This is a genomic window from Mitsuokella apri (assembly GCF_047974105.1).
In the GTDB taxonomy this organism is placed as follows: Bacteria; Bacillota; Negativicutes; order Selenomonadales; family Selenomonadaceae; genus Mitsuokella.
In genome coordinates, this window is sequence record NZ_JBHYRS010000004.1 from 139,872 (window position 1) to 153,792 (window position 13,921).

Consider the following 13,921-nt stretch of genomic DNA (forward strand, 5'->3'; position numbering starts at 1 on the left):
TCTTCCCTTCTTAAACGTTTTTCTTACTGAACTGGATGTTGTAGAGATAACTGTAAAGGCCGCCGAGCTTCAAAAGCTCCTCATGCGTGCCGTGCTCCTTGATATGGCCGTTGTCGATGACGTAAATCTGGTCGGCATTGAAAATCGTCGAGAGGCGATGGGCAATGACGAATGAGGTACGGCCGACCATGAGTTTATCGAGAGCTGCCTGTACAATCTTCTCACTTTCCGTATCGAGAGCCGATGTAGCCTCATCAAGAATCAGGATCTGCGGGTTCTTGAGGATGGCGCGCGCAATGGCCATGCGCTGGCGCTGACCGCCTGAAAGGTTCAGGCCGCGTTCGCCGATTTTCGTCTCATAGCCGTTTGGCAGCTCGCGGATGAAGGCATCGGCATTCGCCGCCTTGGCAGCCGCTTCGACTTCCTCATCTGTCGCATCGAGGCGGCCGTAGCGGATATTCTCGCGGACCGTCGTCGAGAACAGCATGGTCTCCTGCGGCACAATGCCAATCTGTTCGCGCAGGGAAGAAACCGTCACATCGCGGATGTCGAAGCCATCGATGGAAATAGAGCCCGACGTAACCTCATAGAAACGCGGGATGAGGTTCGCAATCGTCGACTTGCCGGCGCCGCTCGGACCGACAAAGGCGATCATCTGGCCCGGTTTTACTTCGAGGCTGACATCGGAAAGTGCCGGCACACCCTTCTTATATTCGAAGGAAACGTGGTCGAAGACGACATGGCCTTTAACTTTCGGCAGTTCCTTGGCATCTGGCTTATCCGTGATCGTCTCTTTGAGGTCGATGACGTTGAAGACGCGGTCGACGGCGGCCATTGCCCGCTGCAGATTGCCGTAAACGCGCGAGAGACGCTTGACCGGGTTTGCCAGATTGACCGCATATGTGAGGAACGCGACCAGCGAACCGGCTGTCATCTGACCATTGACGACTTCGTAACCGCCGAACCAGATGATGACCGTAACCGAGATGGCCGCGAGAAACTCAACGGATGGCGTCAAGAGACTCGTGAGCTGAACATTCTTCATGGCTGCCTGAAAGTTGAGTTCGTTCTGACGGCAGAAGCGTTTGATTTCGTAATTCTCACGTACGAAGGACTTGACGACGCGGATGGAAGAAATACTCTCCTGCAGCAGCGACGTGATATCAGCCATGCGTTCCTGAATGACCGTACCATTGCGCTTGATCTTACGGCCAAAAATCTTCATTGCCTGCCCGACCAGCGGGATGATGACGAGAGTCAGGATTGAAAGCTTCCAGTCCAGCACAATCATCATGACAAGAGAGCCGATGAGGATGGACCCTTCTGTGACCATCTCAATGAGCTGGTCGACGAGGGCCGACTGGATGGCTGCGACATCGTTCGTAATAAAGCTCATGACCTCGCCCGTCTGATGGCGGTCAAAATAGGCCATCGGCATGCGCTGAAACTTGCGGAACATGACCTCGCGCACATCGATGATGACTTTCTGGCCGATGAACGAAACGAGATAGGACTGACCGTAAAAAAAGATACCGCGCAGCAGGAAGACCACGACGATACCGACGCAGATGAGATTGAGCATCAGCATATCTTTTTCGGCCAGCACTTTATCGATCATGTCCTTGATGATCCATGGCAAATAAAGGTTCGCTGCCGCTGCCATGATGATGCAGAAGATGGCCAGTATGAGCTGCTTGACATATGGCCGCATATATTGAAGCAGCCGCTTATAATTCTTCATGTTGTTCTCCCGAATTTCGTTTTCTCTCTGCGGCCGCTAAGATTTTTGCGGCTACCCGTTTGGATGCACCCGGCGGCCCCAATTTTGCACAGGCCTCCCGAAGTTTCGCCGCCGTCGCACCGCGTGCCGGTGCCCCGCGATAGAGGCGGGCCAGCTCGCGCGCGATGCGGTGCGGCTCCACTTCATCCTGCAGGAGCTCCGGCTGGATGGTCTCATCGAGCAGGATATTCGGCAAAGTGAAGTGCCTGACATGCACGAAGGCACGGCCAATCATATAGTTGAGCGGTGCCAGCCGGTAAAGTGAGACGCAGGGCAGTCCCATGAGGGCTGCCTCCATGACCACGGTTCCCGAAGCTGCTGCTGCCACGTCGGCAAGTCCCATGAGCGCATAGCGGTTTTCATGTGTCAGCCGGACTTTAACATCATGCTCTGCCACCATGCCCTCAATCAACGCCTCATAAGCAGGAGCTGCTACGGGCAGGAAGAATTTCGTATCGGGCCGCTGCGCCTTTAAGAGTTCTGCCGCCTTCAGCATGGCCGGCAGCAGCATCGTGATTTCCTGACGGCGGCTGCCCGGCATCAGCAGGACGGCATGCTCGTGTTCATGGATGCCGAAAAATTTTCTCGCCTCGTCTTCGGGCAGCTCCGCCTTGACGGTGTCGACCAGCGGATTGCCGACAAACGAAATATTGGCGCCAGCCGCTTCATAGACAGGCAGCTCATGCGGGAAAATCGCGACGAACTCATCGGCAAGAGCCGCACATTTTTTTGCTCTGCCCTTGCGCCAGGCCCAGGCCGACGGCGGAATGTAGGAGAAGACCGGTATGCCGAGCTTCTTAGCGCGTTTGGCAAGTCTCCAGTTAAAGTCCGGATAGTCGATGAGGACCAAGAGGTCCGGCCTCTCTCTTTCCATGTACGCAGTCAGGTCATCAAGGAGTTTCAGGATGCGCCGGAGATTCTTGATGACCTCCCAGACGCCCATGACATTGTAATCCGCAAAATTGCGGAAAAGCCTGACACCTGCAGCTTCCATCCTTGCTCCGCCAAAGCCGACGAGCTCCGTCTCCGGGGCCTGCTCATGGATGGCTCTGGCCAAACGTTCTCCGTGCAGATCACCGGAAACTTCCCCTGCGGACATCATGATTTTCATCCGAACCCCTCCTTTCCTGCAAAGACACCGAAAAAATAACAGTCCATAAGAAAAGCCGAAAAGACGCGTGGATACCAGCATTCCTGATTCCGCCGCGTCTCACAATCACGTACTTACATGGCTGCAATCGTTATATTATTGGCATCTGCCAGTGCAAGCATCTCCTCACGCTCTACCAGAAGCGTCTTGTCTGCCTCGATGGCCAGCGCCGTTGCACCGACAGCGACCATGCTCTTGATCGTTTCCAGACCTACGGTCGGCACGTCAAAGCGGTCGTCCTGCTGCGGCTTGGCAACTTTTGCCACCACAGCGCCGCCGCGCGCGAGTTCGCCGCCGCGGCGAATGCAGGCATCCGTACCCTCAATGGCCTCAAGTGCCATGACAGCCATATTTTTGACAACAGCCGTCTGGCCGACATCGAGACGGCCGATTTCCTTGGCCATGCGGAAGCCAAACTCCATGTCCTTGCGCTCTTCCGGTGTCGGTTCACGCTTGGAGATTACACCGCGATGCGGCATCAGACGGCGTATCAGGGCCGTCTGATCAAAGGCCTGCATGCCGGCTTTCGCGAGTTCGCGGACAAACATCATCATGATGGTATCGTCCTTGCGGTCCGGCAGTTCCATGATGAGCTTCAGCATGCGGGCATCCGGCTGAACTTTACCCGAAAAGAGCAGTTCCTTCGTGACCTTGCCGATCATCGTAACCTTCGTGACCTGATGTTCTTTCAAATAATTGAGGACAGCATCGAGATGTGCGATGCTGATGAACTGACAATCTGCTGTGCAGTCCTTGAGTTCTGCATCCGTCTCCGGCAGCAGAGCGACTGCATAAACCTCATAGCCGAGGAGTTTGGCTGCTTTGGCACACTCCACCGGCAGTTTGCCAGCACCAGCCAGCAGTCCGATTTTTTCCATAACGATTCCCCCGAATTTCTCCATCAATACCGATATCAGTCACGCTCTCTGCGCTCACGGCAAATGCCGCGCTCTGCATTGCGCAGGAAACGCAGAAAATGCTCGACCTCTTCACAGGAATCGACTTCCTGCTCGATGACGGCAATTGCCTGCTGCAGGCTCAGACCGGAACGATAGAGAAGTTTATATGCCTTCTTGATATTGCGGCGTGCCTCAAGCTTGATGCCGGCACGCGAAATGCCCACGGCGTTAAGGCCGACGACTTTGGCCGGCTGTCCATCGACAATCGTATACGGCACGACATCCTGCGTGAGCTTCGACATGCCGCCGACCATGGCATTGCGGCCAATCTTGACAAACTGGTGCACACCTGCCATGCCGCCGATGACGGCGCGGTCCTCGACAACGACGTGACCGGCAAGACTTGCCAGATTCGACATAATGACATGATTGCCCACAACGCAGTTGTGCGCAACATGCGTCAAAGCCATGAGCAGGCAGTCGTTGCCGACACGCGTTTCCTCACCTTCGCCGGTCGCGCGATGGATTGTAGAACCCTCGCGGATGGTCGTGCGGTCGCCGATAATCGTATAGCTTTTTTCCCCTTTAAATTTAAGATCCTGCGGTTCTTCGCCAATGGAAGCCCCCTGGAAAATGCGGCAGTCTCTGCCGATCTGCGTCCAGCCGTGAATGACGACATGCGGGCCGATCTTCGTCCCTTCGCCAATCTCAACATTCTCCCCGATAACCGAGTACGGGCCAATTTCAACATTTTCTGCGATCTTTGCACCTGGCGCAACCACAGCAGTTTCATGTATATTTGCAGTGACTTTATTGTCCGTATTCATCTGCTCCAACTCCTTAACCTTCCTCCAATGCCGGCTGTGCCGGCCAGTTTGCTCTGTCCTTCTTTATATACTCCTGAATACCCTCATCATTCTCGTATTTCATTTGACTGCAAATCTGGGCGTTTTACGAGTTGAACAAAGACTAAATGTGCTTAGACAATTAATGCAGGCAAAAATCAAAGATCTTCGCCTTTTTTCAGGGCAAACTTAAAATCTGCCGAAGCAGCGAGCTCGCCATCCACATAACCGTCGCAATGGAGCAGGCCGAAGTCACCGCGCGTGCGGACGAGTTTGGCCTTCGTGACCAGCTGGTCGCCCGGCACGACCTGACGTTTGAATTTGACATGCTCCATGCCGCCGAACAGCGCAATCTTGCCGCGGTGCTCCGGTGGATACAGCATGGCCACGCCGCCGACCTGAGCCATGGCCTCAAGGATCAGCACGCCCGGCATGATCGGATGGCCTGGGAAGTGGCCGCGAAAATGGGGCTCATTCATCGTGACGTTCTTGATGCCTGTAGCCGACTTAAACGGTTCGAGCTCAATGATGCGGTCGACAAGCAGCATCGGCGGACGATGCGGTAAGATTTTCTGGATTTCTTCGATGTCTAATACCATGATATATCCCTCTTCTTCCTCTGAAAACTTCAGGTAAATCTTTTTCTTCTTATTCTTCTTATTCTTCATAAGCAGCGGCAATCTGTTTTGCCAGCTGCGTGTTGAGTGCATGACCGGAAGCCACGGCAATCACATGGCCGCGGATGATGCCGGAAAGGCGCAGGTCGCCAATGACATCGAGAATCTTATGGCGCACGAGCTCATCCTCGAAATGGAGCGGATTGAGCCAGCCCTCATCATTGTAAACAATGACGTTCTCGAGCGAGCCGCCGAGTCCGAGCCCCATCTCGCGCAGGGCCTTGATTTCCTTTTCATAGGCAATCGTGCGGGCCGGTGCAATTTCTTTATGATAGACTTCTTCATTGACATGAAAGTCTTCATACTGAACGCCAATGAGCTTATGCGGATTCAGAGATGTAAAGCTCACGCGGAATCCATCATAGGGAACGACCATGACGAAGCGGCCCGTCTTTTCATCATCGATGCGGTAAACCTTATCAATGACGATTTCCCGGCGTTCCTTCTCCTGCTCCACAATGCCTGCTTTTTCCATGAGCTCGAAGAATACGAGCGATGCGCCGTCCGCTACCGGCGGTTCCTCTGAGTCAAGCTCTACATACGCATTATCGATGCGGTGTGCATGAAAGGCGCTCATGAGATGCTCAATCGTAAAAACTTTATTGCCATGTTCTTCAATCGTCGTAGCGCGCAAGGTCGACGTGACATTCTGGGCCTTCGCATGAATCTGCGGCTCTCCCGGAAGGTCTTTACGCACGAAGACAATCCCAGCGTCCTCTGGAGCCGGCTTCAGCACTGCGTGAACCTCACGGCCGGAATGCAGCCCGATGCCAGTATAAGAAATTTCTGTCTTCAATGTTCTCTGCTTCTGCAAAATCATACCCCCTGCCGTAATATGCCTTCCTATATTGTACAAAACTATTGACCTCGATGCAAGTTAGGATTCTTCCCGCATGGATTTCCAGCGGTCATGCAGCCAAAACCATTCTTCAGGATATTTGCGCACATGGTCCTCGATGCATTTTGTCAGAACCTGTGTCGTCTCACGGATGTCCTCGCGCTTGTCGCGCGTCTTTTTCACAAAGACAGGGTTCTGCACGATCAGTGTATGGAAGCCGTGTTCATCGCGATGCATGAAGGCAGGGAAAATCGGTACACCCTGAAAGCGGGCCATCGAGGCCGCGCCCGGGACACAGTTCGTCGGTCTGCCGAAGAAATCGAGGACGATGCCGCTGTGACGGTTCGTATCCTGGTCCATGATGAGGCCAATAGCCCAGCCTTTCTGCAGCATCTCAAACATCTCCCGCACGCCGGTCTTATAGGTGATATGCATGCCGATAAGGGTGCGGTATTCATTGATGAAACGGTCTGCCCCCGTCGACTTCTGCTTCATGGCCACGCCGACGAGCGGAATGCCGGCCTGCGCAAAAGCGCCGCCCATGAGCTCCCAATTGCCGCTGTGTGCTGCCGCTATGATGCATCCTTTGCCAAGAGCCAGGCCTTTCTGCAGCTTATCGAGGCCTTCGATGCGCACATACTCATCGATGTGTTTGCGGATGACCGGAAAGCGCAGAACTTCCATGAGCATCGGGCCAAAGCGCACACTGCTGGCCTTCGCGAGTTTTTCTGCCTCTTTCTCGTCAAGACCCAGACACACCATGATCTGGTCTTTGGCGAGTTTTTTGCGGCGTTTCGGCACAAAAATCCAGGCGAATTCGCCAAGTGCCCTGCCCAAGACCTCACATACGCTGCGCGGCAACAGGCAGCAGATTTTGCTGATGAATTTCAAGATATAGTAGGAAAACACGCTTTTCTCCCCTTTCAGCAAGAAAGCCTTCCATCTTCAGGAAGGCTTTCTTCATCGCATCACTGCGTTATTGTTTCTCGTACTTGGCCAGCTTCTTTTCGAGCTGCCGGAACTTCTTGTACATTTCCGGCAGATGCTTCATCGAAGCCTGCATGCGCAGCCATTCCGCATGGCTCTGCACAGGGAAGCCCGCACAGAACACACCTTCCGGCATATCGCCGATGATGCCCGAACGTGCGGCATAGACGGAATTCGCACCAATCTTGATATGGCCGACCGTGCCGACCTGTCCGCCAAACGTGACATTGTGGCCGACAATCGTCGAGCCCGAAATACCCGTCTGCGCGACAATCAGGCAGTTCGGACCGATCTTGCAGTTATGGCCGATATGGACGAGATTGTCGATCTTCGTGCCGTGGCCAATGACCGTCGAGCCCATGGCCGCGCGGTCAATGCCGTCATGCGCACCGATTTCGACGTCATCCTCAAGGACGACATTGCCGACCTGCGGCACCTTCGTGTGCACACCTTCGTGCGTCGTGAAGCCAAAACCATCCGAGCCGATGACAGCTGAGCAGTGGATGACGCAGCGTTTGCCGACATGGCAGTGCTCGCGGACCGTAGCACTCGAATAAATGACCGTATCGTCTTCGATTTCTGCATACTGACCGATATACGTATGCGGATAAAGCGTAACGCGGTCCCCGATGACAGCATGGTCGTCCACGACGGCAAACGGCATGATGACAACATCTTTGCCAATCTTGACATCCTTGCCGATATGGGCCTGTTCGCTCACGCCCTTCGGGAACTGAAGCTTCGGTGTGAAGAGCTCGAGCAGCTTGGCAAAAGCAGCGCGCGGCTCTTCCACATAAAGTGCTGTCTTCGGGAAATTTTCAATTCCTTCCGGCAGCATGACAGCAGCAGCCTGACACGTCTTGGCTTCCTCAATATGCGGATCCACAGCAAAGGTCAGATCGCCTGCACCGGCCCCCTCGATATTGTCAAGCCCGCGAATGACGATGGATGCATCGCCTTCCACACGGCCGCCAACATATTCTGCAATTTCCTGCAAGGTCTTTTTCATGTCACAATCCCATCCTTACGTCCTTACGTCTTACTGCAGTTTGGCAATAACGTCATCCGTCACGTCAACGCAGCCCATCAGCGCCGTCGGCTGTTCCTTCTCGCTGTCCACTACGACATCGAGTTTCTTCTCTTTCGCGATATCCTGCAGAGCTGCGCTTACTTTCTGCTGCAGCTGCATCTGATACGACTGGTTGAGGCTGGCCATCTTCTGCTGGGCCTGAGCCTGTGCCTTCTGCGCATCTTCCTGACTCATATCCGGATTATCCTGCAGGCTCTTCTGAGCTTCTTCGCGGGCATCATTGATTTTCTGATTTCCTTCATCCACCAGAGCCTTGACCTGCGGAGCCTCCTGCATGACGCGGGAGCCTTCGATATAACCGATCTTGACCTGACCGCAGCCGCTCATGAGCATCGTTGCAGCGAAAGCTGCCGCCAAGAGGCCTACGGATTTTTTACGCAATTTCATGTTATGATTCTCTTCTTTCTATAATAGTATAGATTTGTTAAAGATAGGATAATATTTATGAGTTCTCAGATGAGCTGTCTGAAGTTCCTGAAGTTCCTGAAGTATCTGAGCCGTCCGCATCACTCGCAGACAAGGTACTCATCTCTTCGACCAGTTCATCCGTGACATCTTCCGTGTCGCTGCCGACCACAGGCATAAAGCGTTCCGGCTTCATGCTGTCCGGTACGGCAAGCGGAAGTTTGTAGACAAGGTCCTCCGCCGGATTGGCGAGGATCAAAGTAAAATGATGCAGAATGGCGATTTTGGCTGCTTTGCCCGCGATATCATTGCGGATATGCGTGTCAAGTGCCTGAATTTCTTCTGCCTTTGCCGCCATCTGCTGCTTGATCTGGGCACGCTGCTGGAGTTTCTGCGCTGCGTCCACCTGAGTCTGAACCTGCATGGCCTGCGTATCGCGCTGCTGCACCTCAGACTGCTTTTTTACGGCCGCCGACTTCTGCTGGCTTACCGTCGTCTTTGCCTGTTCCTGCCATTTGGCTACCTTCGGCCCCATGACGGACTGTACATACGCATTGACTTCTTTTTCCCATTCCTTGGCCAGCTCCTGCTGTCTCATGCCGCGTTCCTGCTGCAGGAGTTCGCGCTGGTTTTCCCAGTCTGCCTTCTCGGCATCGAGGTCTGCCTGCTTGGCCCAGGGATGGTGCATGACCTTTTGATTGTCAATCTTGAGATTCAGATTAAAAATCGCATTCTCATAATCTTCATCGACAGCCTTGCGGCGGCTGTCGTACTCGGCCTGATGGGCCTCACGGTAAGCTTTTTCAACATCCTTGGCCTCGCGCTCGAGTTCGGTGCGGCCGCCGATGACAGCCTGCGCATTTTTCTGCCAGACAGAATCATCAAAGGGCTTGCTGTCGACCTGCGGAGCCTGCACCGGCATTTCCGGCAGTTTCTCGGTATCCTTCAGAGAAAGCTCCAGACTCTTGTACTCCTTTTGGAGCGCTACGAGCTTATCATAGTCAGGATGTGCCTCCAGCGCCTTCTGCATGTCAACAAGACCAATGCTCGCGGCTGCCGCCGTATTCTGCGTGTCCTGGTGGCTCGGCATCAGGGCGCGCAGGCCCCAGGCCCCCAAAAAGACGAGGCCGATGGCGATGACGCTGCCAAGGATGATTTCCTTGCGCTTTTTCTGCCAAAGCCCGGATTTGGCAGAGTCCGCGGACTTTGCCGTTTTATTCGGATCTTCCACAAACCCTGCCCTCCTTACAAGTAGTACCGAGCGCAAACGCTCGGTACCCAACATTTCATATGAACCTCAGAGGTTTACTTGCTGAGCTTATTGATGACATCCTGCGTGATATCCTGGCCGCCGTAAACTACCGAGCTCTTTTCAAGGACAACAGAGAGGCCTTTTGCTTCTGCTACGCTCTTGACGGAATCCTCAATATTCTTCTGGAACGGCTCCATGAGCTCCTGATTCTTCTGTGCAAGGCGCTGCTGCGTCTGCTGATAGTAGTCGTTCTTTTCCTGGTCGCTCATGTTTGCGGATTTCTCCTCAAACTCTTTCTGCGCATCCTGAACTTCTTTCTGCATCTGGGACTGGATGTCCTGGAGCTGTGAGCTCTGCTGCGCAATCTGGCGGTAATCCACAACGCCGACATTCGAGCTTGCAGCGCTGGCAATGCCTGAACCGGACTGCGTGAGTGCAAGGGCTACAACAGAACCGACAAATACAAGTGCAATGAGGATACTGATGATCTTGACCTGCTTCTTCTGTAAAGTTACCATTTTATCTTCTCCTTCTTACGATTCCAAAGAAACACGTTTATTATAGCAGACTTCGCAGGGGTCTACAAGGAGTAGTTGACCTGCAAAGCTATTAGAAATTTCCAATGAGGCGGAGCCAGCCCTGCGTCTTATCGAGGACATACTCCAGACTCAGGAAATCATGAACTTTATATAGGAGACCTGCCTCACCGAGCTGGTCTGCAAAGCGGTACTCATAGCGGAGCTGCCAGCGCGGCGCTAACGTCTGCAGGGCACCGAGGACAAAGCGATTTTTGCGCATATCGTAGCGGACCTGCGGAACTGTCCCCATGCCGAAGCGGTGTCCATAGCCGAGTTCCCAGCCCCAATCCACTTTCTGCGGCATGAAGTCAAACTGCGCAAAGGCTTCATCGCGCGAGGTCAGCATGCTGCCCGCATGCAGGCGGAAACGCAGGCTGTCCATCTCGCCGTCATATTTGCTCTCACGCCGTCCCATATCGACCCAGCCGAGCAGCCGTGCACGATAGCGGTCCGAATTGGAGCGGCTCATGACTTCCATGCGCTCATGCGGTGTAATCGTCACGGATGTCGTCATGCGCAGCGCGCGAAAATCCTGCTGGGCATCAAGCGTCTTGGCAAACATCTGCTCAAATTCATGCTGATGACGCGCCACAAAAGCAACCGGCACGCCCACGAGCATATCAGTCTGCTGCTGCATGAGCTCGCGATGATTGAGCAGGGCAAAATTCGGTATGGTATCGGAGCGCATCGATAAATCCGTCGTACGCACCACAGGCAGCCGCGGATAGACCGTCAAACTGACGTTGGCCTTATCGCCATCTGTTTCAACCTCAAAGTCACCGCGAAATTCCGGTAAATGCACCGCGAGATAATCGTTCAGATGATGCTTGAGCACTCCGTTTGTCCAGTCTGTCGCCGCAACGGGCAGGCCGTAAAGAGCATCCGAAAAGACTGTATTGACATCGGCAAGGTCCTGGCGAATCAGGGTTTCGACTGCCGGCGGCATACCCTCGACATTTGTCTTAACTTCAATATTCCGGATCTGGTCCGACCATGGCATCAGCCGGACGGTGACGCTGGTCCCCTGAGCATCGTCCGGTGTGACTTCCACCTGACGTACTGTGTAGCCAACGAGGACCTTGTCAAAAACCTGACGAATGACTTCTGATTTTTGCTGCAGTTCCTCAGCAGAAGCATCTGCGGGCATGCCGAGCAGCAGCTGTTCCGCAATGACGCGCACGCTTGTCTCCATGCGCTGCTTCACAAGAGGCGGCATGCCCGTCTCTGCTGTCACATGGGCATCGACACTTTCCACGCGGCCGCTGGCCTCTGCCGTAAGCGGCAGCAGCAAAAGGAGCAAAATCGCCGCCAGGACTGCATTCCGGCCGCCCCTTCTGCCCAGCCATCGTTTCAGCAAAGAACATCCCTTCTTTGTATATTAGGTTCGGCTCTTTTCCTGATTAGAACGAGCTGCCGACGCTGAAGTGAACGCGGCCGCCGTCATCGCCCCAGCCATAGTCAAAGCGCAGCGGACCGATTGGCGTCGTCAGGGAAATACCGACACCGACGCTGCCGTGCATGTCGTCAGGCGTCAGGCCGCTGTCCCAGGCACCGCCCCAATCCGTGAACAGGGCACCCTGAACTTTTTTCATGAGCGGGAAACGGTACTCGAGCGTGCCGAGGAACTCGCGGTCGCCGCGGAACTGGTCTTCGCGGTAGCCACGCAGCGAGCCCTGGCCGCCGATGCGGTACTGGTTGAACTCGGAGATATCGCCGTTGCCGATGCCGTAGCGGGCGCGCATAGCCCAGACCTGCGAGCGGCCGGCACGAACATAGCGCTGACCGTCAATCGTGTACTTCTGGAAGTCGAAGTCACCGCCGAAGCCCGCGAACTCACCCGAAAGACTCAGGCGGCTGCCGCTCATCGGGTTGTAGACATTGTCGCGCGTATCCGTGACATGCTCGAGCGTGATGCTGCGCGTCGTACCGAAGTTATCGTTGCGCCAAGCTATATTCTCAGGAGTATCGATACTGCGGTCGCCCATATTGCCGTCATCGACATGTCTGACATACGAATCCTTGCGGTTGCGCAGAGTCAAATAGTTTGTCGTGTACTCGCTGACCGGACGTCCGAACGTCAGCTCGCCGCCGGCGTACTTACGCATGTATGTTTCCTTGAGGTCACCGCTCGTATCGTAATCATCGTATTCATATGTACGGTTGTAGATGCGGAAGGTGCCGACCGTCTCCTTGCTGTCGAGCCATGGACGGCGGTAGGAGAACGTGTAGCCGTGTGCATCCGTGTCATCGCCGCTCGTCTCATACGTCAGGCTGACGGCATCGCCCGTGCCGCGGAAGTTCGTATCGCCGATGGAGACCATGCCGATGACGCCGTCTTCACTCGAGTAGCCGGCGCCGATGCCAAACGAGCCCGTGCGTTTCTCCGTGACATCGAGCTCCATGACCACGGCATTCGGGTCGACACCAGGATTCATCTTGATGTTGACGTCCTCAAAGAAACCGAGGTTGTAAACGCGCTGCATGCTGCGGCGTGCGAGTTTCGAGTTGAACGGTTCGCCCGGCTTCTGGCGCATCTCGCGCAGAATGACGCGCTCCTTCGTCTTCGTATTGCCCTTGACTTTATAGCCCTCAAGGATGCCCTCGTTGACTTTGAGGTTCAGAATGCCGTTCTTATCGATGTTCATATCCGTGATTTTTGCGAGAATATAACCATCGCGGCGGTACTGCTCCTGAATGGCCGTGACATCCTTGCTGAGCTCACGGCTGTTGAGAATTTCGCCTGTCTTGAGCGTCAGGAAGTTCGTGAGCGTATCCGTGCTCTCGACCGTATTGCCGCTGATTTTTACACCCTTGAGAACAGGATTTTCAAGGACATGATACGTAATGATGACACCCTCCGGCACGTTCTGGAAGCTCGGATAAATATCATAGAAATAACCCGTATTATAGATTTTTTCGCGGTCAGCATCGAGCCCTTTGACGGTGAACATGTCCCCGGCTTTCATGGAAATGGCTGCTTTGGCCGTTCCCTCTGTCGCTTTTGACGTACCGTCAAAAATCGTATCGACAATGGTCTGACCCTCATACTGCTTCATGCTGTCCGAGATGGCCGTTTCCTGGGGGCGGTTTTTCGCCCAATTCTGCGTGCGTTCATCCACGGACGAATTGGCAGCCGCATCAGCCTGCGCTGCAGCCGATGTATCCGCCGTCTGTGCGGCAGGAGCTGCAGCCTTCGTCTCCTCCGCTGCGGTTTTGGCTGCATCTGCATGTTCAGCAGCGGTATCAGCGGCAGAAGGCTGTGCTGTCACGGGCTGCGCTTCTGCTGCCCAGGAAGTGCCCGGCACAGCAGCACAGCTGACGGCAATTGCCACAGCATAAGCGAGAGATCTGTATTTCTGTTTCTTCAAAGGTCAAACCTCCTAAGCGATATCTTCATCATTCATAAATCAATTCAACAAG

Annotated in this window: 13 protein-coding genes; all 13 read right to left on the minus strand. The window is 54.4% G+C overall.

Going from position 1 to position 13,921, the window contains the following annotated elements; all coding sequences use genetic code 11:
* Positions 1–10 precede the first annotated feature (10 nt).
* The 13 genes from msbA to ACE419_RS07250 all read right to left on the minus strand — a co-directional run bounded on the left by msbA (position 11) and on the right by ACE419_RS07250 (position 13,869).
* On the minus strand, positions 11–1,741 hold the full coding sequence (gene msbA / locus ACE419_RS07190; protein ID WP_432645989.1) for a lipid A export permease/ATP-binding protein MsbA: 1,731 nt from the start codon (positions 1,739–1,741) through the stop codon (positions 11–13).
* On the minus strand, positions 1,728–2,891 hold the full coding sequence (gene lpxB, locus ACE419_RS07195; RefSeq protein WP_432645990.1) for a lipid-A-disaccharide synthase: 1,164 nt from the start codon (positions 2,889–2,891) through the stop codon (positions 1,728–1,730). Before lpxB ends, msbA begins: the two co-directional genes overlap by 14 nt.
* A gap of 113 nt (positions 2,892–3,004) precedes the next feature.
* Positions 3,005–3,808 (minus strand): LpxI family protein, encoded by an 804-nt coding sequence (locus ACE419_RS07200; protein WP_432645991.1) that lies wholly within the window; start codon positions 3,806–3,808, stop codon positions 3,005–3,007.
* 35 nt (positions 3,809–3,843) lie between these two features.
* Positions 3,844–4,656: an acyl-ACP--UDP-N-acetylglucosamine O-acyltransferase gene (gene lpxA, locus ACE419_RS07205; protein ID WP_432645992.1), complete on the minus strand. Its 813-nt coding sequence runs from the start codon at positions 4,654–4,656 to the stop codon at positions 3,844–3,846.
* 176 nt (positions 4,657–4,832) lie between these two features.
* On the minus strand, positions 4,833–5,273 hold the full coding sequence (gene fabZ / locus ACE419_RS07210) for a 3-hydroxyacyl-ACP dehydratase FabZ (RefSeq protein WP_432645993.1): 441 nt from the start codon (positions 5,271–5,273) through the stop codon (positions 4,833–4,835).
* Between the two features lie 58 nt (positions 5,274–5,331).
* Positions 5,332–6,171 (minus strand): UDP-3-O-acyl-N-acetylglucosamine deacetylase, encoded by an 840-nt coding sequence (gene lpxC, locus ACE419_RS07215; protein WP_435721493.1) that lies wholly within the window; start codon positions 6,169–6,171, stop codon positions 5,332–5,334.
* Positions 6,172–6,228: 57 nt separating this feature from the next.
* Entirely contained in the window at positions 6,229–7,098 is an 870-nt protein-coding gene (locus tag ACE419_RS07220) for a lysophospholipid acyltransferase family protein (protein ID WP_435721494.1), read from the minus strand.
* 67 nt (positions 7,099–7,165) lie between these two features.
* The gene (lpxD, locus tag ACE419_RS07225; protein WP_435721495.1) at positions 7,166–8,185 is read right to left on the minus strand and encodes a UDP-3-O-(3-hydroxymyristoyl)glucosamine N-acyltransferase; all 1,020 of its coding nucleotides are present in this window, start codon (positions 8,183–8,185) and stop codon (positions 7,166–7,168) included.
* Positions 8,186–8,215: 30 nt separating this feature from the next.
* Positions 8,216–8,653 (minus strand): OmpH family outer membrane protein, encoded by a 438-nt coding sequence (locus ACE419_RS07230; RefSeq protein WP_432645997.1) that lies wholly within the window; start codon positions 8,651–8,653, stop codon positions 8,216–8,218.
* Positions 8,654–8,708: 55 nt separating this feature from the next.
* Entirely contained in the window at positions 8,709–9,902 is a 1,194-nt protein-coding gene (locus tag ACE419_RS07235) for a hypothetical protein (RefSeq protein ID WP_435721496.1), read from the minus strand.
* Positions 9,903–9,976: 74 nt separating this feature from the next.
* On the minus strand, positions 9,977–10,441 hold the full coding sequence (locus ACE419_RS07240) for an OmpH/Skp family outer membrane protein (RefSeq protein ID WP_432645999.1): 465 nt from the start codon (positions 10,439–10,441) through the stop codon (positions 9,977–9,979).
* A 91-nt stretch (positions 10,442–10,532) separates the two neighbouring features.
* Positions 10,533–11,858: an acylphosphatase gene (locus ACE419_RS07245; protein WP_435721497.1), complete on the minus strand. Its 1,326-nt coding sequence runs from the start codon at positions 11,856–11,858 to the stop codon at positions 10,533–10,535.
* 43 nt (positions 11,859–11,901) lie between these two features.
* Positions 11,902–13,869 (minus strand): BamA/OMP85 family outer membrane protein, encoded by a 1,968-nt coding sequence (locus ACE419_RS07250; protein WP_432646001.1) that lies wholly within the window; start codon positions 13,867–13,869, stop codon positions 11,902–11,904.
* Positions 13,870–13,921: the final 52 nt, after the last annotated feature.